The 23869-nt window shown below is 61.5% G+C and carries 19 protein-coding genes; 8 read left to right on the forward strand and 11 right to left on the reverse strand.

Annotation, left to right across the window (positions count from 1 at the left end):
* Positions 1–133: 133 nt before the first annotated feature.
* Positions 134–385: a YfhL family 4Fe-4S dicluster ferredoxin gene (locus HX801_RS15500; RefSeq protein ID WP_003213796.1), complete on the forward strand. Its 252-nt coding sequence runs from the start codon at positions 134–136 to the stop codon at positions 383–385.
* Positions 386–518: 133 nt separating this feature from the next.
* Here HX801_RS15500 and mutM read toward each other — a convergent pair whose 3' ends face one another.
* Entirely contained in the window at positions 519–1331 is an 813-nt protein-coding gene (gene mutM, locus HX801_RS15505) for a bifunctional DNA-formamidopyrimidine glycosylase/DNA-(apurinic or apyrimidinic site) lyase (protein WP_008438968.1), read from the reverse strand.
* 21 nt (positions 1332–1352) lie between these two features.
* Positions 1353–2165 carry an HDOD domain-containing protein gene (locus HX801_RS15510; RefSeq protein WP_174717803.1) on the reverse strand — a complete coding sequence of 271 codons (813 nt, stop codon included), beginning with the start codon at positions 2163–2165 and terminating at the stop codon, positions 1353–1355.
* A 209-nt stretch (positions 2166–2374) separates the two neighbouring features.
* Here HX801_RS15510 and HX801_RS15515 point away from each other — a divergent pair, with 209 nt between their 5' ends.
* The 4 genes from HX801_RS15515 (at position 2375) to ilvD (ending at position 8466) form a co-directional block, all read left to right on the forward strand.
* The gene (locus tag HX801_RS15515; RefSeq protein ID WP_003213799.1) at positions 2375–3571 is read left to right on the forward strand and encodes a class I SAM-dependent rRNA methyltransferase; all 1197 of its coding nucleotides are present in this window, start codon (positions 2375–2377) and stop codon (positions 3569–3571) included.
* A gap of 387 nt (positions 3572–3958) precedes the next feature.
* Positions 3959–5041 (forward strand): SagB/ThcOx family dehydrogenase, encoded by a 1083-nt coding sequence (locus tag HX801_RS15520; RefSeq protein ID WP_177022338.1) that lies wholly within the window; start codon positions 3959–3961, stop codon positions 5039–5041.
* Positions 5042–5163: 122 nt separating this feature from the next.
* The gene (locus tag HX801_RS15525; protein WP_177022339.1) at positions 5164–6363 is read left to right on the forward strand and encodes an MFS transporter; all 1200 of its coding nucleotides are present in this window, start codon (positions 5164–5166) and stop codon (positions 6361–6363) included.
* Between the two features lie 261 nt (positions 6364–6624).
* Positions 6625–8466, forward strand: coding sequence for a dihydroxy-acid dehydratase (gene ilvD, locus HX801_RS15530; RefSeq protein ID WP_003213802.1), 1842 nt, complete (start codon positions 6625–6627; stop codon positions 8464–8466).
* A gap of 193 nt (positions 8467–8659) precedes the next feature.
* Here the strand turns inward: ilvD and HX801_RS15535 are convergent, their stop codons facing one another.
* Complete coding sequence (locus tag HX801_RS15535) at positions 8660–9718, reverse strand: phosphorylcholine phosphatase (RefSeq protein ID WP_003213803.1); 1059 nt, start codon at positions 9716–9718, stop codon at positions 8660–8662.
* Between the two features lie 241 nt (positions 9719–9959).
* Between HX801_RS15535 and HX801_RS15540 the strand changes: the two genes are divergently transcribed.
* Positions 9960–11351 carry an L-cystine transporter gene (locus tag HX801_RS15540; RefSeq protein WP_003213804.1) on the forward strand — a complete coding sequence of 464 codons (1392 nt, stop codon included), beginning with the start codon at positions 9960–9962 and terminating at the stop codon, positions 11349–11351.
* 94 nt (positions 11352–11445) lie between these two features.
* Here HX801_RS15540 and HX801_RS15545 read toward each other — a convergent pair whose 3' ends face one another.
* On the reverse strand, positions 11446–11958 hold the full coding sequence (locus HX801_RS15545; RefSeq protein ID WP_008438965.1) for a dihydrofolate reductase: 513 nt from the start codon (positions 11956–11958) through the stop codon (positions 11446–11448).
* Between the two features lie 90 nt (positions 11959–12048).
* Here HX801_RS15545 and HX801_RS15550 point away from each other — a divergent pair, with 90 nt between their 5' ends.
* A complete protein-coding gene (locus tag HX801_RS15550; protein ID WP_177022340.1) occupies positions 12049–13428 on the forward strand; it encodes a DUF2868 domain-containing protein in 1380 nt (459 codons plus the stop codon).
* A complete protein-coding gene (locus HX801_RS15555) occupies positions 13421–14794 on the forward strand; it encodes a DUF3482 domain-containing protein (protein ID WP_177022341.1) in 1374 nt (457 codons plus the stop codon). Before HX801_RS15550 ends, HX801_RS15555 begins: the two co-directional genes overlap by 8 nt.
* On the opposite strand, the gene HX801_RS15560 is transcribed toward HX801_RS15555, so the two are convergent.
* From HX801_RS15560 to HX801_RS15590, 7 genes are all read right to left on the reverse strand, one after another.
* Entirely contained in the window at positions 14791–15345 is a 555-nt protein-coding gene (locus HX801_RS15560; RefSeq protein ID WP_102604113.1) for a phosphonate degradation HD-domain oxygenase, read from the reverse strand. The two genes, HX801_RS15555 and HX801_RS15560, sit on opposite strands and share 4 nt — an antisense overlap.
* Positions 15345–16469: a TIGR03364 family FAD-dependent oxidoreductase gene (locus HX801_RS15565; RefSeq protein ID WP_177022342.1), complete on the reverse strand. Its 1125-nt coding sequence runs from the start codon at positions 16467–16469 to the stop codon at positions 15345–15347. The genes HX801_RS15560 and HX801_RS15565 overlap by 1 nt, the downstream gene beginning before the upstream one ends.
* Before the next feature lie 125 nt (positions 16470–16594).
* Positions 16595–17611 (reverse strand): putative 2-aminoethylphosphonate ABC transporter substrate-binding protein, encoded by a 1017-nt coding sequence (locus HX801_RS15570; RefSeq protein WP_177022343.1) that lies wholly within the window; start codon positions 17609–17611, stop codon positions 16595–16597.
* Between the two features lie 23 nt (positions 17612–17634).
* Positions 17635–19359, reverse strand: coding sequence for a putative 2-aminoethylphosphonate ABC transporter permease subunit (locus HX801_RS15575; RefSeq protein ID WP_063026460.1), 1725 nt, complete (start codon positions 19357–19359; stop codon positions 17635–17637).
* 1 nt (position 19360) lies between these two features.
* Positions 19361–20425, reverse strand: coding sequence for a putative 2-aminoethylphosphonate ABC transporter ATP-binding protein (locus HX801_RS15580; protein WP_023659299.1), 1065 nt, complete (start codon positions 20423–20425; stop codon positions 19361–19363).
* Positions 20426–20650: 225 nt separating this feature from the next.
* A complete protein-coding gene (locus HX801_RS15585; protein ID WP_008438952.1) occupies positions 20651–21514 on the reverse strand; it encodes a LysR family transcriptional regulator in 864 nt (287 codons plus the stop codon).
* Between the two features lie 16 nt (positions 21515–21530).
* On the reverse strand, positions 21531–23801 hold the full coding sequence (locus HX801_RS15590) for a heavy metal translocating P-type ATPase (protein ID WP_177022344.1): 2271 nt from the start codon (positions 23799–23801) through the stop codon (positions 21531–21533).
* Positions 23802–23869: the final 68 nt, after the last annotated feature.

Below are 23869 nucleotides of genomic sequence, written 5' to 3' on the forward strand. Positions count from 1 at the left end.
CTGACCCATCGCCATCGCCGGCAAGCCGGCTCCTACTGTCCATCGCTGTGACTCGCACTGCGGGCGCCAATGCGGCACAATTGCGCGCATTAGTTTTCAGATGCCTTGGCTGACAGCCCTGGCAGGAGTTTCCATGTCCCTGATCATCACCGACGATTGCATCAACTGCGACGTCTGCGAACCCGAGTGCCCGAACGCTGCCATTTCCCAGGGTGAAGAGATCTATGTGATCGACCCCAACCTGTGCACCCAGTGTGTCGGCCACTACGACGAACCCCAGTGCCAGCAGGTTTGCCCGGTGGATTGCATTCCGCTGGACGAGGCTCATCCGGAAACGGAAGAGCAACTGATGGAGAAGTACCGGTTGATTACCGGGAAGGCCTAAGTCCCTTGGCGCTTCATTAAGCCCCTTCGCGAGCAAGCCCGCTCCCACATTCCACTGCATTCCAAAGGTGGAACTCGGTCGAATGTGGGAGCGGGCTTGCTCGCGAAGAGGCCATCAGCAGCACCACAAATTGTCAGCTCTGACACTTCGGGCAAAACACACTCGCCCGCTGCCCCAGCATCACGTTGCGCAATTCGGTCCCACAGACCTTGCACGCCTCGCCACCACGGCCATAGACGAACAATTCCTGCTGGAAATACCCCGGCTGTCCGTCGCCACCGATAAAGTCCCGCAGCGTGGTGCCGCCGCGCTCGATGGCCGCCGCCAGGATGCGTTTGATCTCGATCGCCAGCTTCAGGTAACGCCCACGGGAAATGCCCTTGGCTTCCCGGCGCGGATCAATCCCGGCGGCAAACAGCGCTTCCGTCGCATAGATATTGCCCACGCCCACCACCACCGCGTTGTCCATGATGAACGGCTTCACCGCCATCGAGCGTCCACGGGACAGCTGGAATAGCCGCTCGCCGTCGAACAGGTCGGTCAACGGCTCCGGCCCCAGGCGGATCAGCAGCTCGTGGTTCAGCGGGTCGAGGCTCCAGAGCATCGCGCCAAAGCGTCGCGGGTCGGTGTAGCGCAGGGCCAGGCCCGACTCCAGCTCGATATCCACATGCTCATGCTTGGCCGCCGGGCTGCCGGCCTCCACCAGGCGCAGGTTGCCCGACATGCCCAAGTGGCTGATCAGGGTGCCGACCTCGGCATTGATCAACAGGTACTTGGCCCGCCGTTCCACCAGCACGATCCGTTGCCCGGACAGCCGCACATCCAGGTCTTCCGGGATCGGCCAGCGCAGGCGCCGCTCACGCACCACCACACGGCTGACCCGCTGGCCTTCCAGGTGCGGCGCAATTCCGCGCCGGGTGGTTTCGACTTCCGGTAACTCGGGCATGTGTACCTCTTGGAAAAAGGGTTAGTGCGCGCCCAGCTCGCGGATCGACAACTTCAAGCTCTCGAAGTCGTAGTCCGACAGGCCGATATGGTCCAGCACCAGCGGGCCGATGGCGTTCCACTCATGGTCATCCACCTGGTTGCCCAGCACGCGGTACGACGCACAAATGTGCTCGGCCATCTTCAGGATCGCCAGCAGGTTTTTCAGCTGCGGCTTCTGGTTGGACTCGTCGCTGAAAATCGCCAGGGCATTGTGGTGATTGGCGATGGCATCGGTCACATGTTCCGGCAGGCGCCAGGATTTGGCGGTGTAGTAACCCACCACGGCATGGTTGGTGTTGAACGCCTGGTTCTCGGTGTCGACCACACGGCACTCCGGGCCGGCGTTGGCATAGGCCTCTTCCAGCACACTCATGTAGTTCGGGAAACGCTTGAGCATCAACGGCACGCCACAATCGTGGAACAGCCCCAATGCGTAGGCTTCATCGACCGCCTGGCTGCCGGTGCGCTTGGCCAGGGCCAGGCAGGTCATGGCCACGTCCTGGGCGGTGTCCCAGAAACGGTTGAGGGTGACGATCGTGTCGTCGCTCATCTCGCCCTTGATCGACTGCGCGTTGATCAGGTTGACGATGGAGCGGCTGCCCAGCAGGTTCACCGCGCGCTGGATCGAGACGATCTTGTTGCTCAGACCGTAATACGGCGAATTGACGATCTTCAGCAGCGAGCCGGAGAGGCCCGGGTCCTGGGCGATCAACCGGGCGATCACTTCCAGGTCCGGATCGGGCATGTACTGCTCCATCTGCAAATCCACCATGATTTGCGGTTGAGGCGGCACACTGATGCCTTGGAGGCTCTGTTGGATCTGTTCGGCGGATAGCTCTTGGGACATAGGGGGCACACTCTGGACTAGGCGGCGATTCTAACCTTTATGGCAACCAGGCTGACACCTCAAAAACCCGAACTGAACCGCTTCCACATGTCCGGCGGCACCGCCAAGTACTGCACAACACGGTATACTCCCGCTCTTTTTTCCGGAGCGACGTCATGTCCCTGCCAAGCCTGCGTCTCAAAGCCAACGCCGATCGTCGTTTGCGCAACGGCCACCTGTGGGTCTACAGCAACGAAATCGATGTGGCCGCCACACCTCTTCACGGCTTCCAGGCAGGCGACCAGGCGATCCTGGAAGCAGCCGGCGGCAAGACCCTCGGCATCGTGGCCATGAGCCCGAACAACCTGATCTGCGCCCGCCTGCTGTCCCGCGACATCAAGTTGCCGCTGGACAAGTCGCTGCTGGTGCACCGCATCAACGTCGCCCTGTCCCTGCGTGACCGCCTGTTCGACAAGCCGTTCTACCGCCTGGTGTACGGCGATTCCGACTTGTTGCCAGGCCTGGTGGTCGACCGTTTCGGCGACATCCTGGTGGTGCAGATCGCTTCGGCGACCATGGAAGCCCACAAGGAAGACGTGATTGCCGCACTGACCCAAGTGCTCAAGCCAAGCGGCATCCTGTTCAAGAACGACTCCGCTGCGCGTGATGCCGAAGGCCTCAACCGCTACGTCGAAACCGTATTCGGCCTGGTGCCGGAGTGGGTTGCCCTCGAAGAAAACGGCGTGAAGTTCGAAGCGCCGGTGATCCAGGGCCAGAAGACCGGCTGGTTCTACGACCACCGCATGAACCGCGCCCGCCTGGCCCCGTATGCCAAAGGCAAACGCGTACTCGACCTGTACAGCTACATCGGCGGCTGGGGCGTGCAAGCGGCCGCCTTCGGTGCCAGTGAAGTGTTCTGCGTCGACGCCTCCGCCTTCGCCCTCGACGGCGTGGAGCGCAACGCGGCACTGAACGGCGTTGCCGAGAAAATGACCTGCATCGAAGGCGACGTGTTCGAAGCCCTCAAAGAGCTGAAAGCCAGCGAAGAGCGTTTCGACGTGATCGTGGCCGACCCGCCTGCCTTCATCAAGCGCAAGAAAGACATGAAGAACGGCGAAGGCGCCTACCGCCGCCTGAACGAGCAAGCCATGCGCCTGCTCAGCAAGGACGGCATCCTGGTCAGCGCTTCGTGCTCGATGCACTTGCCGGAAGACGACCTGCAAAACATCCTGCTGACCAGCGCCCGTCACCTGGATCGCAACATCCAGATGCTGGAACGCGGCGGCCAGGGCCCGGACCACCCGGTGCACCCGGCGATTGCCGAGACCCGGTATATCAAGAGCATTACTTGCCGGTTGTTGCCGAATAGCTAAGTTATTCCCGCGATGCTGCCCGACTGGCTCCGGGCAGCATCAATTCACAAAGCCGCGCCTTCAAATAAAAGCAAACTTTTTAATTTCTTGTACAACGTCAAAAACCACATATAGCTTCATCGTTACAGCAAAAACATACTACAACGCCAGCAGAATCCTCCTACGCCTCCTGACTAGATAAATCTAAAACCAGCGCCTAGCCTAGTTTCTGTCACAATCATTTTGTGTGACAGCCATTTAACTTAATGAAATGGAGAGCTGATATGAAGGCAATCGTTCTTGAGTCAAAAGCACTGGCAGCATTCGCATTGATTGGAATGCCTAAATAAGTCGTTGATGACAAGCTGGGTTGTACGCCAACCCAGCCCTAAGAACGGGAAGAAAACAATGCACATAAATCCCAACTTATTTTTCTTAACCAAATCACAACATCTGATCATCTGGAACTACAAAACTCATGAGCAATTTGAATTAGATCGCGCGCACTCGCAGCGACTGCTAGAACTAATATACGACCTTTCGCTTTATAACCCTGAGTTTGAGATCGACTCGACGTTCACTCACCATGCAATTATTCAACAAGGTGCGCCAACGTTAGATAACCAGTGGGGGTGGGATGACTTGTCGAGGATATTCCACATCGGTACAAAAGACTTATCAGACGCTGATCAACCTACAGACAGCGTCAGTTGGGCAGCTCATTATTTGGCCCACTGCCAGGGCGCAATGCGCAAGAGTCCTCCTGACTCGAATCGGTTCGCCCATCTCCAATCAGAAGACTTTATCAGTCTGCCGCAACCCTCACCAAACGAATCTCTCAGAACATACCCGTTACTGCAACACACGTTAATTAAGCGAAAAACCTGCCGCACCTATTTAAACAAAAGCATTTCTTTAGAAGACCTGAGTACGCTGCTCTACCTGTCTCTAGGGCACTTGAAAGAACGCCTGCAAGACACCTCACATTTAACGCCCCCCTCTTTCCGCGCTAGACGAAGCAGCCCGTCAGGTGGTGGATTAAGCTCCAGCGAAGGTTATGTGTATGCGTACAACATAAGAGGCGTAAATCCCGGACTTTATTATTACCACCCGGAGTTACACGCACTCAGGCTGATTCGTCGAATACAAGAGCCTCTTGGAAACTACCTTAACGGCCAGCACTTCATCGACAATCTTCCGTTTGGTATTTTCATTACATCACGATTCGACAAACTGTGGTGGAAGTACCCACACTCCAGAGCCTACCGAGTTGCCCTGATAGAGGCCGGACACATCTCACAAACCGCTCAGCTCATTTCAACCGCCATGGGGCTTAATACTTGGATTTCCTCCGCTCTCAACGATACCAAGATCGAGAAAGCCCTTGGCATACAGGACCTTAAAGAGCAGTTGGTACTTTTCGTAGGCGCCGGTTACAGCGACGGTCAGGTTTTCAGCGATGAATTCGAAAAGCTTTTGAGGACTGATTGAGGCCTTGGCGATGCAGCCTTTTACAGCATGCCTTTGGAAGAGAATGGCTCCACCTTTATTGATTGAATTCTCGCCACCCAAGGCTAATATCGGTTTTTGGCACCCCACCGGAAATAAAAACAATGTCTGAGTCTTCCTGCTCGCCCTTACTCGGCAGCGAGATAAAACGCCACCAATTCTCACGCTTCATCCTCATCACTTGCATCTCACTTATCAGCTTCTTCCCGATCAACATCCTGCTGCCCTCCTTCCCCGCCTTGGCTGAAAGGTTCGATACACCCACCGCCGATGTGGCGCTGTCCATCAGCCTGTTCACCCTGGTTTTTTCGATTTCCCAACTGGTCGCCGGACCGCTGTCGGATAAATGGGGCCGCAAGGAAGTCCTGCTCGGTTGCATCACGCTGTCGATCCTGGGTGCGATAGGTTGCGCATTATCGACGGACTACCTGAGCTTCCTGCTGTTTCGCTCGGTCCAGGCCATGGGTTGCGGCTTCTTCGTACTGGGCCACGCGTTAGTGGAGGACCTGTTCGAAGAACAGGATCGCGCCCGTGTGCGCCTCTACTACATGACCCTGAGCGGCTCGTTCGTCGCCTTGTCACCGCTGATCGGCTCCTGGTTGCAAACCACCTTCGACTGGCAAGGTAGTTTCTATGGGTTCGCACTGATGGCGTCGGGCATGTTGATCCATGCGTTCTGCATACTGCCCTCCAAGTCCGCCAGCCCGCACCGCACGCAGGTGTCGATCATCGGCACGCTGAAAGATGTCGCAACCAATCGCGACTTCCTGCGTTACTGGTGGATCGCCGCGTTGGTGTTCGCCTGCTACTTCGCCTTGATCAGCGTGACACCGTTGATTTTCATGGACTCGCTGAAACTCTCCGAATACCAGTACGCACTGGTACTCATGGTGTATGGCGTGGCCTATCTGCTCGGTGGCTTGGCGGCGTCGTATCTTCAAAAACGCATCTCGCTGTCCCGGCAAATCAACATCGGCCTTGGATTGCTGCTTGTCGCAGGCGTGCTTCTGATGCTGATCGTCGGTCTTGGAGCTATCACCACCATCACCCTGCTGATCCCGATGCTGATCAGCGCCCTGGCCGTGACCCTGGTACGCCCCGCCGCGATTTCCGCGGCCATGTTGCTGTTCTCCAGCAGCGCCGGCACCGCCGCGTCGGCCGGCAACAGCATCATGTTCATCACCGCCGCCGTCAGCAGCGCCGCCCTCGCCCAAGCCGGGGCAAACCTGCTGATGACCATCGCCATCAGCTTCATCGTGTTCAGCGTTTGGGGCGTGGTGACGAACGCCCGGGTCGGTCGCTGACCATGAAACTTGCACACCCACACGTCTCGTAAGCGCTATCTACACGCTGGCGGCCATTCCCTCCGGCCGCCAGCGGTGTAGAATCGGACCTATTCATCGCCAGTCATCCCCCGGCGGGTTTATGAGCTCGAGGCCCAAGCAAGCGGCGATCCCGCGACGCGAGTGGCAACTTCCGGACACACGGCCATTTATCGGGTGTTCCAGTCGTCAATTAGAAGCTCACTCCCCTTTAGTACTTGATTAGCCGCCCGGAGTGCTCCAATGCCTGATTACCGCTCGAAAACATCCACCCACGGCCGCAACATGGCCGGCGCCCGCGCACTGTGGCGCGCCACGGGGATGAAAGATGACGACTTCAAGAAGCCGATCATCGCGATTGCCAACTCGTTCACCCAGTTCGTACCCGGCCACGTCCACCTCAAGGACCTGGGCCAACTGGTCGCCCGCGAGATCGAACGCGCCGGCGGTGTAGCGAAAGAATTCAACACCATCGCCGTGGATGACGGCATCGCCATGGGCCATGACGGCATGCTGTATTCCCTGCCGAGCCGCGAGATCATCGCCGACTCCGTGGAATACATGGTCAACGCCCACTGCGCCGACGCCATCGTGTGCATCTCCAACTGCGACAAGATCACCCCCGGCATGCTGATGGCCGCCCTGCGCCTGAACATCCCGGTGATCTTCGTCTCCGGCGGCCCGATGGAAGCCGGCAAGACCAAGCTCGCCTCCCACGGCCTCGACCTGGTGGACGCCATGGTCATCGCCGCCGATTCCAGCGCTTCTGACGAGAAGGTCGCGGAATACGAGCGCAGCGCCTGCCCTACCTGCGGTTCGTGCTCCGGCATGTTCACCGCCAACTCGATGAACTGCCTGGTGGAAGCCCTGGGCCTGGCGTTGCCGGGCAACGGCTCCACATTGGCCACCCACAGCGACCGCGAGCAGCTGTTCCTGCAGGCCGGCCGCACCATTGTCGAGCTGTGCAAGCGTTACTACACCGAGAACGATGAGTCGGTGTTGCCGCGCAACATCGCCAACTTCAAGGCGTTCGAAAACGCCATGACCCTGGACATCGCCATGGGCGGTTCCACCAACACCATCCTGCACTTGCTGGCCGCCGCCCAGGAAGCCGAGATCGACTTCGACCTGCGGGACATCGACCGCCTGTCGCGCCACGTGCCGCAACTGTGCAAAGTCGCGCCGAACATCCAGAAGTACCACATGGAAGACGTGCACCGCGCCGGCGGGATCTTCTCGATCCTCGGCTCCCTGGCCCGTGGCGGCCTGTTGCACACCGACCTGCCGACCGTGCACAGCAAATCCATCGCCGAAGGCATCGCCAAGTGGGACATCACCCAGACCACTGACGAAGCCGTGCATCACTTCTTCAAGGCCGGCCCGGCCGGCATCCCGACGCAGACCGCGTTCAGCCAGTCGACCCGTTGGGAAACCCTCGACGACGACCGTGAAAACGGCTGCATCCGCAGTGTCGAGCATGCCTATTCGAAAGAGGGCGGCCTGGCCGTACTGTACGGCAACATCGCCCTCGATGGCTGCGTCGTGAAAACCGCCGGTGTCGACGAATCGATCCACGTGTTCGAAGGCCGCGCCAAGATCTACGAAAGCCAGGACAGCTCGGTACGCGGCATCCTCGCTGACGAAGTGAAGGAAGGCGACATCGTCATCATCCGTTACGAAGGCCCGAAAGGCGGCCCGGGCATGCAAGAGATGCTCTACCCGACGTCGTACCTGAAATCCAAGGGCCTGGGCAAAGCCTGCGCCTTGCTCACCGACGGCCGCTTCTCCGGCGGTACCTCGGGCCTGTCCATCGGCCACGCTTCGCCGGAAGCCGCTGCGGGCGGTGCCATCGGCCTGGTGCAGGATGGCGACAAGGTACTGATCGACATTCCGAACCGTTCGATCAACCTGTTGATCAGCGATGAAGAACTGGCGGCACGCCGGGTTGAGCAGGACAAGAAGGGTTGGAAACCGGTTGAGAAGCGTCCGCGCAAAGTTACTACCGCGTTGAAGGCTTACGCCCTGCTGGCCACCAGTGCCGACAAAGGTGCTGTGCGTAACAAGGCGATGCTTGACGGTCTGTAAACCTCGCCCATAAAAATGCCCCGCCATGTGCGGGGCATTTTTTTGCCTGGAGATAATTCCCCAAACAAAGGAGATCAACTGTGGGAGCGGGCTTGCTCGCGAATTGCGGTGTGCCAGTTACTGAATAAGCTGGCTGATCCACCGCCTTCGCGAGCAAGCCCGCTCCCACATTTTTGACCGAGTCCAGCCGTACTTACTGAATCTCGTCCGGCTTGACGATCACCCAGTTTTTATCCGCCGTCACCGGCAACCCTTCCTTGGCCTGGGCCGCAGCGTGCTTGGCCATCATGCCGTTGAGCTGGGTCATGTATTTGTCTTTACGGTTGATCCACAGGTGGATGCCGCCCTTGGCCACGTCCACGTCATGGAACAGCATGTAGCCGTCACTGGTCGGCGTGTCGCCACCGACGATCACCGGTTTTTTCCACTCGTCGATATAGGTCAGGATCGCTGCGTGCTTGCCGGCCATCCAGGTGGCCGGGGTCCACAGGTACGGGGTCAGCTCCAGGCCGAGGTTGGCCTTCTCGTCATACTTGCCGGCGGCAATCTGCTTGCGGGCGGTGGTCAGCTCGCCGGTCTTGCGGTCCTTGAGCAAGGTGCTCACGCCGATGACATTCTCGGGTTTGACGTTGTAGCCGTACTTCGGATCGGCCGCGACCATGCGCACCAACTCTTCGGACGCGGCGGTCATCACGTAGACCTCGATGCCGTTTTCCATCAGCTTGTTGAACAGCTCAGCCTGGCCGGTGAAGACCTTCGGCGGCTGCACTTCCATGTTCTTGACCACGTCACCGTCGTAATAGGTGACCGGCACCGGCTTGCCCGACGCCATCATCTCGTCGACGTAGCCCTTGAGTTCCTTGAGGGTGAAGCCGGAGAAAATCTGCGCGACCCACGGGTAGCAGACCATGTCGTCGACTTCGCAGAGGCGGTAGTAGTAGCTGAAGAGGCTTTCCTTGTGGTCGGCGGTGTCTTTGAACGGGATCAGCTTCAGGGAAGGGTCCATGGTGTCGCGGGTGATCAGGCCCTTGTTTTCCAGGTACGGCAGCAATGACTCTTCAAGGTCGTAGCGATAACTGGTGTTGTCCATGTCGAACACCGCGAAGTTGCCCTTATTGGCATTGGCAGCAATCATCGTGTCCAGTTGCTTGGCGGCAGCCGCAGGCCAATGTTTCAACTCGGTGGCGGCAAAGGCCTGGCTCGCGAGGCCCAGGCACAGCGCGGCGGCAAACAGTTTCGGCGCTAGCTTCATGTGCGTTTTCTCCCTGAGTGAAAGACATCGACGCTAACAAATCTGTATGACAGTTATCGCCCGAGCGCGACCGCTTTCGTCGTGATCGCGCCAATGCCATACGCCTGCGCGTCATCCGCTTATTCCAAAAACGACAGTCACCATGCGATAACGTTATTAAATCAATATATTTCAAGCTGTTAGGCTTGCCGGTTCGCAATCGCAGGCTCCTGCGATTGGCTGCCTTCTCAACGGAGCTTCAATGAATCTGCCCCTGATTCTCAACTTACTGGTGTTCGTGGCCTTGCTGCTGGGCCTGGCACAAACCCGCCGAACCAACTGGAGCCTCGCCAAGAAGGTGTTGTTCGCGTTGGTACTCGGCGTGATCTTCGGTGTGGTGCTGCACGCGATCTACGGTGCCGGCAACCCGGTGCTCAAGGCCTCGATCGGCTGGTTCGACCTGGTCGGCAACGGTTACGTGCAGTTGCTGCAAATGATCGTGATCCCGCTGGTGTTCGCCTCGATCCTCAGCGCCGTGGCCCGTCTGCATAACGCCTCGTCCCTGGGCAAGATCAGCTTCCTGACCATCGGCACGCTGCTGTTCACCACGGCGATTGCGGCGCTGATCGGTATCGGCCTGACCAACCTGTTCGGCCTCACCGCCGAAGGCCTGGTGGCCGGCACCCAGGAAATGGCGCGCCTGCAAGTGATCCAGAGTGATTACGCGGGCAAGGTCGCCGACCTGAATATCCCGCAACTGCTGCTGTCGTTCATCCCGCAGAACCCGTTCGCCGACCTGGCCCGGGCCAAGCCGACGTCGATCATCAGTGTGGTGATCTTTGCCGCATTCCTCGGGGTTGCCGCGCTGCAACTGCTCAAGGATGACGTGGAAAAAGGCCAGAAAGTCCTCAACGCCATCGACACCCTGCAAGCCTGGGTGATGCGCCTGGTGCGCCTGGTGATGAAGCTGACCCCGTACGGCGTATTGGCGCTGATGACCAAAGTGGTCGCCAGCTCCAACCTGCAAGACATCATCAAGCTCGGCAGTTTTGTGGTGGTGTCGTACCTGGCCCTGGGCCTGATGTTTGTGGTGCATGGCCTGCTGCTGTCGCTGGCCGGGATCAACCCGCTGCGGTTCTTCCGCAAGGTCTGGCCGGTGCTGACGTTTGCCTTCACCAGCCGCTCCAGCGCCGCCAGCATCCCGCTGAGCATTGAAGCGCAGACCCGTCGCTTGGGGATTCCGCAGTCCATCGCCGGCTTTGCCGCCTCGTTTGGCGCGACGATTGGCCAGAACGGTTGTGCCGGCCTTTATCCGGCGATGCTGGCGGTGATGGTTGCGCCGACCGTGGGTATCAACCCGCTGGACCCGCTGTGGATCGCAACACTGGTGGCGATTGTGACCTTGAGTTCGGCCGGTGTGGCGGGCGTGGGCGGCGGTGCGACGTTTGCCGCGCTGATCGTGCTGCCGGCGATGGGCTTGCCGGTGTCACTGGTGGCGCTGCTGATTTCGGTTGAGCCGCTGATCGACATGGGCCGTACGGCATTGAACGTGAACGGTTCGATGACGGCCGGGGCGATTACCAGCCAGATCATGCAGCAGACGGATAAAGAGCTGCTCAATGCCGATGAGCATGCGGAACTGGCGCAGGCCTGACAGACCGCTATCGCAGGCAAGCCAGCTCCCACATTGAACCGGTTTTTTCAGTAATACTCGGTCAACTGTGGGAGCTGGCTTGCCTGCGATGCTCTTAGGCTTTTTCCCAGACTTCGAAGTTGTACGCCGGCTTGTCACCCTCAGCCGCATTCTCGACATTCGACACCAGCTTCCACTGGTTCAAATCAAACTCGGGAAACCACGCATCCCCGTCCGGGCTCAACGCCACCCGCGTCAAATACAGACGATCCGCCTGCTCCAGCCCCTGGGCATACAACTGCGCGCCGCCGATCAGCATCAGCTCATCCACGCCCTGCGCCTTGGCCCATTCCTCAGCCCGCTCCACGGCCGCGTCCAGTGACGGAAAAACTTCCGCACCTTCCAGCGCCAGATCGGTCTGACGGCTGACCACAATGTTCAACCGGCCCGGCAACGGTCGCCCCAGGGAATCCCAGGTCTTGCGCCCCATGATGATCGGCTTGCCCAAGGTGGTGGCCTTGAAATATTTGAAATCCCCCGGCAAATGCCAGGGCATGCTGTTGTCGACGCCGATCACACGGTTTTCACCGAGGGCTGCGATCAGGCTTAAAGGGAGAGTTTTTTTCATGGCGACGAGAATACCAGAGGCGCGCGCGGCATACCCCAACCGGCGTTCCAGCGGTTATGCTCCAACCTCACTGGCTCAACAGGACGGCGCGTGACAGCTCTGAATCCCCTGCAAACACTCTGGCTGACCGAAACCGTGCGCCTGCGCGAGGAACACGCGGGCGCCCTGGAAGACCAGGAAGCCAATCGCCTGGCCCGCAGCGTCGGCGGCGATTTGCCCACGCGCATTCAAAACCGCGCGCTGTGGCTGGCCGAACGCGATGGCCTGACCGCCGCCCTGACCCGCTGGCTGCAAGGTGCGCGCCTGGCGCTGATCCTGCTGGCGGCAGTCGCCATTATCAGCGGCGCCGGCCTGGCGTTTGCCGCGCTGGGCAACGGGTTGGCGCCGGTCAATGTGTTCTGGGCCCTGGGCAGCCTGCTGGGTTTGAACCTGATCCTGTTGTTGAGCTGGGCCCTGGGCCTGTTGTTTGCCGGCGAACACGGCGCCAGTCTTGGCCGCCTGTGGTTATGGCTCAGCGAAAAACTCGCCCGCGACGCCAAGGCCGCGCAACTGGCGCCCGCCCTGCTGCTGTTGCTGCAACGGCGCAAGCTCAATCGCTGGGCCGTCGGTGTGCTGGTCAACAGCCTGTGGCTGCTGGCCCTGCTCAGCGCCCTGGTGATCCTGCTGACGCTGTTGGCCACCCGGCGCTACGGCTTTGTGTGGGAAACCACTATCCTGCGGGCCGACACCTTTGTCGCCGTGACCCAAACCCTCGGCGCCCTGCCCGCCTTGCTCGGCTTCAATGTGCCCACTGTCGAGATGATCCGCGCCAGCGGCGATGCCGCCCTGAATATCGAAAGCGCCCGCCAGGCCTGGGCCGCCTGGCTGGTGGGCGTGCTGCTGGTATACGGCATCCTGCCGCGCCTGATCCTCGCGCTGCTGTGCCTGTGGCGCTGGAAACGCGGGCGCGCCGCCCTGAGCCTCGACCTTAACCTGCCCGGCTACAGCCAACTGCGTGAACGGCTGATGCCCAGCAGCGAACGGCTTGGGGTCAATGATGCGGCGCCCGAACAATTGCACCACGTGACCGGCGGCGTCAGTGAACTGGAAAGCAACGGCGCCCTGCTGGTGGCCATCGAGCTGGACGACCAGCGCCCATGGCCGCCGAAGCTCCCGGCCAGTGTCAAGGACGCCGGCATCCTCGACAGCCGTGAATCCCGCAAGAAGCTGCTGGAGCAACTCACCCGCTTCCCGCCCGCGCGCCTGGCCATCGCCTGCGACCCACGCCGCTCGCCGGATCGCGGCAGCCTTGCGCTGATTGCCGAACTGGCCCGCAGCGCCACCGCCACTCGGGTCTGGCTGCTGCAAGCGCCCGCCGGCCAAGCCCTGGATGCTGAGCGCCTGGGTGATTGGCACACGGCCTTGCAACAACTGGAGATACCGTTCGCCGATTGCGCGCCGCTCACCTGGCTGGAGACCGGTCATGACTAAGCCCCTGAAACTTGCGGTGGTCGGCCACACCAACGTCGGCAAGACCTCGTTGCTGCGCACGCTCACGCGAGACGTCGGCTTTGGTGAAGTCTCCCATCGTCCCAGCACCACCCGGCATGTCGAAGGTGCGCGCTTGTCGGTGGACGGCGAAGCCTTGCTGGAGCTGTACGACACGCCGGGCCTGGAAGATGCCATCGCCCTGCTCGATTACCTCGAACGCCTGGACCGCCCCGGCGAACGCCTCGACGGCCCGGCACGGCTGGCGCGTTTTCTGGAAGGCAGCGAGGCCCGGCAACGCTTCGAACAGGAAGCCAAGGTGCTGCGCCAACTGCTCGCCTCCGACGCCGGGCTGTATGTGATAGACGCCCGGGAGCCGGTGCTGGCCAAGTACCGCGATGAGCTGCAAGTGCTCGCCAGTTGCGGCAAACCGTTGCTGCCAGTGCTCAATTTTGTCAGCAGCGCCGACCACCGCGAACCGGACTGGCGCGAAGTCCTCGCCCGCCTCGGCCTGCATGCGCTGGTGCGTTTTGACAGCGTGGCGCCGCCGGAAGACGGCGAGCGCCGCCTCTATGAAAGCCTCGCCCTGCTGCTGGAAAACTCCCGTGGGCAACTGGAACGGCTGATCCTTGATCAGGAAGCCCAGCGCCAGGCCCGCCAGCAAAGTGCGGCGCGGCTGATCGCCGAACTGCTGGTCGACTGCGCCGCCTGCCGCCGCAGCGTGGTCAGCGAAGCCGAGGTAGAACAGCAAGCCATCAGCGAACTGCGCAAAGCCGTGCGCCAGCGCGAACAGCGTTGCGTGGAAGCCTTGCTCAAGCTGTTCGGCTTCCGCCCGCAGGACGCCGCCGCCAGCGATTTACCGCTGCTGGACGGGCGCTGGGGCGATGACCTGTTCAACCCCGAGACCCTCAAGCAACTGGGCGTGCGGGTCGGTGGCGGTATCGCAGCCGGCGCGGCGGCCGGTGCAGGTGTGGATCTACTCGTAGGCGGCCTGACCCTCGGCGCCGCCGCCCTCGCCGGAGCCATCGCGGGAGGCGCGCTGCAAACTGCCCGCAGTTATGGCAGCCGCCTGCTGGGCAAGATCAAGGGCCAGCGCGAGCTGACCGTCGACGACAGCGTGCTGCGCCTGTTGGCCCTGCGCCAGCGGCAACTGCTCAAGGCCCTGAACCTGCGGGGCCATGCGGCGATCCACAGCATCAAGGTCGACACGCCACAGGACAAGACCTGGCGCGAAGGCAAATTGCCCGAAGCCCTGAACAAGGCCCGCGCCCATCCGCAATGGTCGTCCCTCAACCCGCACCCCAGGTTGAGCCAGGCCGAACGCCAGGAACAGATCGAAGCCCTGGCCCAGCGCCTGGACGAGACCTAAGCCGCCAACAGTTGCCGGGCCTTGGATTTCAACACTTCAAGGTCCAGCACCGGCACGTGCATTTCCTTGGCTTGTTCATCCCAGTGACGCATGCGCAGGCTGACGGCGCACAACGGGTCCTGCTCGAACGCCCGGGCTTCCTCGGCGGTCATCACGCCGCCCTGGTAACCCAGGGTGCGGCGGCTGGCCTCGCTCAACCGCGCATAGTAGTCCGGCTGGCTGAAGGTCAGGTAACGCTTGGCCTGCACGTGGTATTCCACCAGTTTTGCCAGGCGCTCGCTGAAGCCCGCCCGGCGCAGATAATCGGCGCCCAGCCGTTCATGGCTGACCACACCATAACCGCCCATGTTCTCGCCACCTTGGCCGCAGATATGCCCGATATCGTGGAAGAACGCCGCCAGCACCACTTCATCATCGAAGCCTTCAGCCATGGCCAACTGCGCGGCCTGGGACATGTGTTCGATCTGCGAGACCGGCTCGCCAATGTAATCGGCGGTGCCGTGTTGTTCGTACAGGCCGAAGACCTCGGCGATTGCCTGCTCTGCTTTCATCACGCACTCCCCCACAGCTCAGTGATATTGCGCTCGGCCATCGCCGGCCCGACGCTCATGCCCACGCCGGTGTGCATCAACGCCGCGCTCACCCCCGGCGCCGCCCGCGTGAACGAGAACGGCCCCGGCCCACGGGAACCATAGACGCCCTGCCAGCGCTCCACGACCTGGATCTTGCAGCCCAGGGTATGTTCGGCCAGTTCGATCATCCAGTTGTCCACCTGTTCGGCGTTGAACGGTGAAGGATCGCTGCCGTAATGGTGAGAATCCCCGATGATCAGTTCGCCATAGGGTGTCGGGCTGATCAGCAGGTGAATACCGTTTTCATGCAGGTGCGGTACATCCCGCAGGATTTCGGCCTGCACCGGCGCGGCTTCCGGCAAGTCAGCGAAGGCGCCGTAGTGCACGCAGCTGAGGCCGGTCAGCAGCGCGTGTTGCAGGTTCAACGCCACCGCAGGCCGGGCGCGCAGCATTTGCAGGCGGCAGATTTGCGGGTTGAGTTCGGCAATCTCCTCGGCCAGCAGCGTCTGGTAGTCGTGACCGGAGCAGACAATGATCTGCTCGCCGCGAAAGGAGCCGGCAGTGGTGTGCACCTGGCCGGGTTCGATGTCGCGCACCAGGGTGGAGAAATGAAACTCCACGTTCAGTTCGCGGCTCAGGTAGTTGATCAGCGCCGGGATGGCTTCGCGGGAATACAGTTGTTGATCATCCAGGCCGTGAAGCGCAGCGCGGTGATGGGCGAACCGGCCACCGTACAGCTCGTGCAGGGCGGCGCCTTGCAGCAACTTGACGCGATAACCGTGTTCTTGCGCGCGACCGGCGCAGAAGGCTTCAAGCAAGTGCTCTTCGGCTTCGGTGCGGGCGAACAAATAAGAGCCGTTGCGCTTGAGCTGGATGCCGGCGAGTTGCGCCCACTGGCCCCAGATCTCGCGGCTTTCCCGCGCCAGGTCGAGCATCGGCCCGGGCGGCTGGCCGGTGACCAGTGCCTGGCCGAAGTTGCGCACGGAAGCACCCAGCGGTGTGGCGCTACGCTCGAAGACCTTGACCTTGAGGCCGCGTTTGGCGGCCGCATAAGCGTGGGACAGGCCGAGGATGCCGGCGCCGATGATCAGCAGTTGTGTCATGAAGACCTCTCGTTCCCACGCTCCGCGTGGGAATGCATCCTGTGACGCTCCGCGTCACGACTACAAAAGCGGACGCAGAGCGTCCAGAGCAGCGTTCCCACGCAGCGCGTGGGAACGATCGGTGGTTATTGTTTTTCCGACTTGCCGTCATAGCGCTTGCGCCATTCGGTCAGGATGCTGTCGCGGTTTTTCGACGCCCAGGCAAAGTCATTCTTGATCAACCGCTGCTCGTAGTCCGCCGGCAACTCGGTCTGCGGCTTGGCGATGCCCGGCTGGGCCAGTACCGCGAAGTTTTCCTTGTACAGCTCCATCGCCGCGGGGCTGGCGGAGAAGTCGGCGAGTTTCTGTGCCGCGTCTGCGTGGGCAGTGCCCTTGATCACGGCAGTGGCTTCGATATCCCAGCCCAGGCCTTCTTTCGGCAGGATGATGTCCAGCGGTGCGCCCTGGCGCTTCAGCTGAACGGCCGGGTATTCGAAGGAAATGCCGATCGGGAATTCACCCGAGGCCGCCAGCTTGCAGGGTTTGGAACCGGAGTGAACGTACTGGCCGATGTTCTGGTGCAGGTCGTCCATGTACTGCCAGCCCTGCTTCTCGCCGAAGGTCTGCAACCAGGCACTCACATCCAGGAAACCGGTGCCGGACGAGGCCGGGTTGGGCATCACGATCTTGCCCTTGTATTCAGGCTTGGTCAGGTCCTGCCAGCTCACCGGCTTGCTCAGGCCCTGCTTTTCGGCTTCGACGGTGTTGAAGCAAATGGTCGCAGCCCACACGTCCATGCCGACCCAGGCCGGCGGGTTGGCGGCGTCGCGGTAGTTCGCACCGATCTTGCTCAAATCTGCCGGTGCGTAGTTTTGCAGCATGCCCTGCTGATCGAGAATCGCCAGGCTGGAAGCCGCCAGGCCCCAGACCACGTCAGCCTGCGGGCGGGCTTTTTCGGCCAGCAGCTTGGCGGTGATGATGCCAGTGGAGTCGCGCACCCATTTGATATCGATGTCCGGGTTAGCCTTTTCGAAGGCTTGTTTGTAAGTCTTCAATTGCTCGGCTTCGAGGGCCGTGTACACGGTCAACTCGGTCTTGGCGGCAAAGGCATTCAGGCTGAACGCAGTGAGCACAGCAGCGGCTAACGCCAGGGGCTTGAACATGGTGCAGTTCCTTTATGGGTGAATTATTGGCCGGGCGCGGTTTGGCGCCAGGCCTGGGAGCGGCGCAACAAGCCGCGTGAGGCCCACGCCAGCAGCAAGGACACGCCCGCCGAGGTGAACAGGATCAGGGTCGACATGGCCGCCGCACCGCCGACGTTGCCGGCGTCGTCCATGTTCAGTACGGCGACGGCGGCGAGGATGGTGTCGGGGCTGTAGAGGAAGATCGCGGCGGAGACGGTGGTCATCGCCGAGACGAACAGGTAGCGCACGATGTCCAGCAGCGCCGGCAGGCAGATCGGCACGGTGACCCGCAGGTAATGGCGGTACAGCGGCGCCTTCAGCGACAGCGCGGCGGCTTCGAATTCCGCGTCCAGTTGGCGCAGGGCCGTGGTGGCGGTCATTTGGGCGGTGGTCAAATAGTGAGCAATGGTGCACACCACCAGCAACGTCATGGTGCCGTAGAGCACATGCAGCGGGTTGCCGTTGAGGTTGAAAAAGAACACGTAGCCTAGGCCGAGCACCAACCCCGGCACCGCCATCGGCACGAAGCTGAGCATGCGCAGCGCCAGGTTCAGGCCCTTCTGGCCCTTGGTCTTTTCCATCAGGTAGGCGCCGGTGAAGATCAGCACGCTGCCGATCAACGCGGTGCACAGGGCCATGGTGATGCTGTTGCGGTAGGCCAGCCAGCCGCCGCCGGCCGTATCTTCAAACTGGTAGTGGGCCAGGGACAGCGACAGGTTGTAGGGCCAGAATTTCACCAGGGATGAGTAGACCGCCATGCCGAACACCAGCAGCAGGATCGCGCAGATCAGCAGGACGATGGCCAGGTAGCAGCCGTCCCGCAGCTTCGACGGTGCCGGCTGGAACACCTGGGCGCGGCCGCTCATGGAGTCGCCATGGCGGCGGCGCAACCAGGCGTCGACACCGAAGCTGAACAGCGCCGGCAGCAGCAGGACCATGCCGATCAAGGCGCCCCGCCCGAATTGCTGCTGGCCGACCACGGCTTTGTAGGCTTCCAGCGCCAACACTTGGTAGTCGCCGCCCACTACAACAGGCACACCGAAGTCGGTGATGGTCAGGGTGAACACCAGGCAAAACGCGGCAAACACGGCCTGGCGCGTCGCCGGCCAGGTGATGCTGCGAAACGCCCGGGCGGGACTCGCGCCCATGCTCGATGCGGCATCGAACAAACGTGCATCCGCCAGGGAAAGCGCCGACAACAGGATCATCAAGGCATGGGGAAAGGTGTAGATCACTTCGCCGAGGACGATGCCCCAGAAGCCATAGATGTTGTCCGACAGCAGCCCGCGCAACATGCCCTGGTTGCCGAACAGGTAGACCAGCGCAATCCCGGGCAACATCGACGGCGCCATCAACGGCAGCAGCGACATGCCGCGCCAGATCGCCTTGCCCGGAATAAGCGTGCGTTGCAAAGCGTAGGCAAACAGATAAGCCAGTGGTACGACGATGGCGGCAACGCTGCCGGAAACCTTCAGGCTGTTACCGAGCAGCCAGTGGAAATTGTCGCTGGTGACCAACTCCCGCGCCGCCACCAGGCCACCGCCCTGCCCGGCTTCACTGCTGAAGCCGCGCCAGAAGATCGCCAGCAGCGGCAGCAGTACCGCAACGCCCAGCAGGCACAGCCATAACAGCTTGCCGCCGACCACAAAAATACGGTCGCCGACTTCGGCACGGGAAACCTGACGAGCCACGTTATCGGGTATCGGCAGAGTCATATCGCGGGCCATCTCAGGCAAACACCTGCAGGCTGCGCGGGGGCAGCGCGACCCAGATGTCCTGGGCGCCAAGGCGCGGCATGGCTTCCGGGGCCAATTCGGCCAGCAGCGGATGGCCGGGCAGTTGGTCCAGCTCGAAGCTCATGCGGCAGCGGTTGCCGAGGAAAGTGATCTCGCGGACCTTGGCCGGGAACAGGTTTTCTTCATGCACCGGCGGGTTGACGCTGATGGCTTCCGGGCGGCAGAACAGACGGCCCGATTTCGCGACGCCTGCGTTGTCCGCCAGGCGCATATTCATGCCGCCAACCTGAGCGTGGCTGGCGCTGTTGCGACTGAACGGCAGCCAGTTGCCCTGGCCGACAAACTCGGCCACGAACGGTGTGGCCGGGCGGTCGTAGATTTCCTGGGGCGTGGCGTACTGCTCGACCTTGCCGTTGTTCATCACGGCAATGCGGTCGGCCATCAGCATGGCCTCGTCCTGGTTGTGGGTGACCATCAGGGTGGTGATGCCCAAGCGGCGCTGCAATTGGCGCAGCTCGGTGCACAGATGCTCGCGCACCCGGGCGTCGAGGGCCGACATGGGTTCGTCCAGCAGCAGCAAGGACGGCGCCGGCGCCAGGGCGCGAGCCAGTGCTACACGCTGTTGTTGGCCGCCGGAAAGTTGGCCGGGGTATTTCTTTTCGCTGCCCACCAGGCCTACGAGTTCCAGCATCTGCCCGACGCGCTTGCGCACTTCATCGCGGCCACTGCCGGTGAGGCCGTAGCCGATGTTCGCTTCGACGGTGAGATTGGGAAACAGCGCGTAGGACTGGAACAGAATGCCGTAGTCCCGAGCCTGGGGTGCCAGTAGGGAAACATCGCGGTCGCCGAGGTACAACTCGCCGCTGTCCTGGCGCTCCAGGCCGGCGATGCAGCGTAGCAAGGTGGTCTTGCCGCAGCCCGACGGGCCCAGCAGGCACACCAGTTCGCCAGCGGCGACGTCCAGGGACACGTTATCCAGCGCGGTGAAGGCGCCGAAGCGTTTCTGTACACCGCGCACCTTCATTGGCGCGCCGGGGTTTGTCATGGCTGTGTTCATGGAGGCACCTCATCAAACTGATGAAGGTCATCCTAGGCAGGCAATGCGTCCCTCTTGTGGCAGAAAGGCAAAACGTGGCGATAGTGGTATTGGTGGATTTGGGTTGTGCCAACAGATTGTTCCTACGCTCTGCGTGGGAATACATCCTGTGACGCTCCGCGTCACGACCTTAAGAGCGGACGCGGAGCGTCCAGGCCGGCATTCCCACGCAGAGCGTGGGAACGATCAGAGAGGAGACATTTCCTGCGCCAACCCCAGGAAAGCCGCCGGCAACCGGGCGCCCTTTCGCTCTTTGAGGCAGTACAAATACTCGGGAATCTGCGGCGCATTTTCGATGGTCAGCACGCGCAATTGCGGGTCGTGGGGCACTTCCTGGCGGGCAATGATGCTGATGCCGATATTGCGCAACACCGCCTCACGGATCGATTCCCGGCTGCCGATCTCCAGCAACGGCCCGTAACTCACACCGGCGCCCTGCAACATCTCTTCAGTCAATCGACGGGTGGTCGACCCCGGCTCGCGCATCAGCAAGGTATGCCCGGCCAGCGCGGTCAGCGGTACATGTTCAAGCACCGCCAGCGGATGATTGCGATGCACCGCCAGCACCAGCGGGTCCATGCCCAGTACCCGCCGGATCAGGCGCGGGTCTTCAAGCAATTGGGACGAGGCGGCGACGTCGACGCGGTAGTCATCCAGCGCTTCCAGCACCTGCTGGGAGTTGCCGATCTCCACCGAAACCTCGACCTGCGGCAGCCGCTCGCGGAAGGTCTTGACCAGGTCGAGGATGTAATAAGGTGCCGTCGCGGCAATCCTCAAGGCCCCTTGTACCTGGCCACTGTTGCGCAGGAAAAACTCGATATCCGCTTCCTGCTGCAACAGCGCCTTGACCATCGGCAACAGCCGCGCACCTTCATCACTGACGGTCAGGCGGCGCCCGCCTCGGTAGAACAGCTCCACCGAGTACTGGCTTTCCAGGTGACGAATCTGGGTGGTCACGGTGGGCTGGCTCAGCCCGAGCTTTTTCGCCGCCTGGGTAATACTGCCCAGGCGGGCGACCATGTAAAACGCCTTCAGCTCGGCACTCAGCACGCCACCCTCTCATCGACTATTTGCGCAACAGGCGCAGACCATTGAATACCACCAGCAGGCTCACGCCCATGTCGGCGAACACCGCCATCCACATGGTGGCCATTCCAAGGAAGGTCACCGCGAGGAAGATCGCCTTGATCACCAAGGCCAGGGCGATGTTCTGCTTGAGGATACTCGACGTTTGCCGCGACAGCCGAATGAATGCCGGAATCTTGCGCAGGTCATCATCCATCAGGGCCACGTCGGCGGTCTCGATGGCGGTGTCGGTACCGGCCGCCGCCATGGCAAACCCGATCTCGGAACGGGCCAGGGCCGGGGCGTCATTGATACCGTCGCCGACCATGCCCACCCGGTGGCCCTTGGCGTAGAGCGCTTCGATGGCTTGCAGTTTGTCGGTGGGCAACAAGTCGCCCTGGGCCTGGTCGATGCCCACCTGATCGGCGATCGCCTTGGCCGTGTGGGTGTTGTCGCCGGTCAGCATCAGGGTCTTGATGCCCAGGTCATGCAACTGCTGGATGGCTTCGCGGCTGGTGTCCTTCACGGTGTCGGCCACGGCGAACAGCGCCAGCGGGCCGGACTTGTCCAGCAGCAGGACCACGGACTTGCCTTGTTTTTCCAGGGCGAAGAGCTTCTTCTCCAGGGCCGGCGAGCACAGGTTCAGCTCTTCCACCAGACGGTGGTTGCCCAGGTAGTAGACCTCGCCATTGATTTCACCCTTCACACCGCGACCGGTCAGGGCCTCGAAGTTATCCACCGTGTGAACGGCGAGATTCTTATCCACAGCCGCGTTGGCGATGGCCAGGGACACCGGGTGATCGGAACGCCCGGCCAGACTGGCGGCCAGGGCCGGCGCGCTGTCTTCCATGTTCGGGAACAGCGCCAGGTAATCGGTTTGCACCGGCTTGCCGTGGGTAATGGTGCCGGTCTTGTCGAGGGCCAGGTAGTCGAGTTTGTAGCCACCCTCCAGGTACACACCGCCCTTGATCAGGATGCCTTTGCGCGCCGCGGCGGCCAGGCCGCTGACGATGGTCACCGGGGTGGAAATCACCAGTGCACATGGGCACGCGACCACCAGCAATACCAGTGCGCGGTAGACCCATTCAAACCACACACCGCCCATGAACAGCGGCGGAATCAACGCCACACCCAGGGCAAAGATGAACACCGCCGGGGTGTAGACCTTGGCGAAGGTGTCGACAAAACGCTGGGTTGGCGCGCGGGCGCCCTGGGCCTGTTCCACGGCGTGGATGATCCGCGCCAGGGTGGAGTTGTTGGCGGCTGCAGTGACTTTGTATTCCAGGGAGCCGGCCTGGTTGATGGTGCCGGCGAAGACTTTGTCGCCCACGGTCTTTTCGATCGGCAGGCTTTCACCGGTAATCGGCGCCTGGTCGATGGTGGACTGGCCGGAGGTGACTTCACCGTCCAGGCCAATGCGCTCGCCGGGACGAACCCGCACGATAGAGCCCAATTCGATAACTTTAACGTCCTGTTCAACCCAACTGCCGTCCGCTTGACGGACCGTGGCCTGTTCCGGCGTCATCTGCATCAAGCCGCTGATGGCATTACGTGCGCGGTCCAGGGACTTGGCCTCGATCAACTCGGCCACGGTGAACAGGAACATCACCATCGCCGCTTCCGGCCACTGGCCGATCAGGATCGCGCCGGTGACGGCGATGCTCATCAGGGCGTTGATGTTCAGGTTGAGGTTTTTCAGGGCGATCCAGCCCTTTTTGTAGGTGGTGAGGCCGCCACTGAAGATCGAGATCAGCGCGACCAGGGCAATCACCCACGTCGGGGCTGCGTTGGTGAAGTGCAGCACTTCAGCCCCCAGCGCGCCCACGCCGGACACGGCCAGCGGCCACCAGTGCTTCTTCGCCGGCGGCTCAGCCGGGGCGACGCCTTCTTCGATGGGGTCCGCCTGCATGCCCAGGGACTTGATGGCGTCGATGATCGGCGCGGTCGTCGGCAGGTTGTGAGTGACGCCGAGAATGCGGTTGATCAGGTTGAATTCCAGCTGCTGCACACCCGCAAGCTTGCCCAGTTTGTTCTGGATCAGCGTCTGCTCGGTGGGGCAGTCCATGGCTTCGATGCGGAAGGTGCTCAGCCGCGAGCCCGCTGTCGGGGCTTCAGTCAGCTTCACCAGCGCCGGCGCGGCCTTGCTGGAACAGCAGGAATCGCCATGGCTGCCATGGTCGTGCTTCTGCACAGGTTTGAGCTTGGGGCCGTGATCGTGCGCGTGGTCATGATCATGGTCGTGCTTGTGCGGGGTGTGGATGGAATCGCTCATTCTGTCGCGTCCGTAAAGGTGCCTGTTGCCAAGTAAAGACCCTGTAGCCACTATAGGGTCAAGCATCC

The organism is Pseudomonas sp. G1002 (assembly GCF_013385455.1).
In the GTDB taxonomy this organism is placed as follows: Bacteria; Pseudomonadota; Gammaproteobacteria; order Pseudomonadales; family Pseudomonadaceae; genus Aquipseudomonas.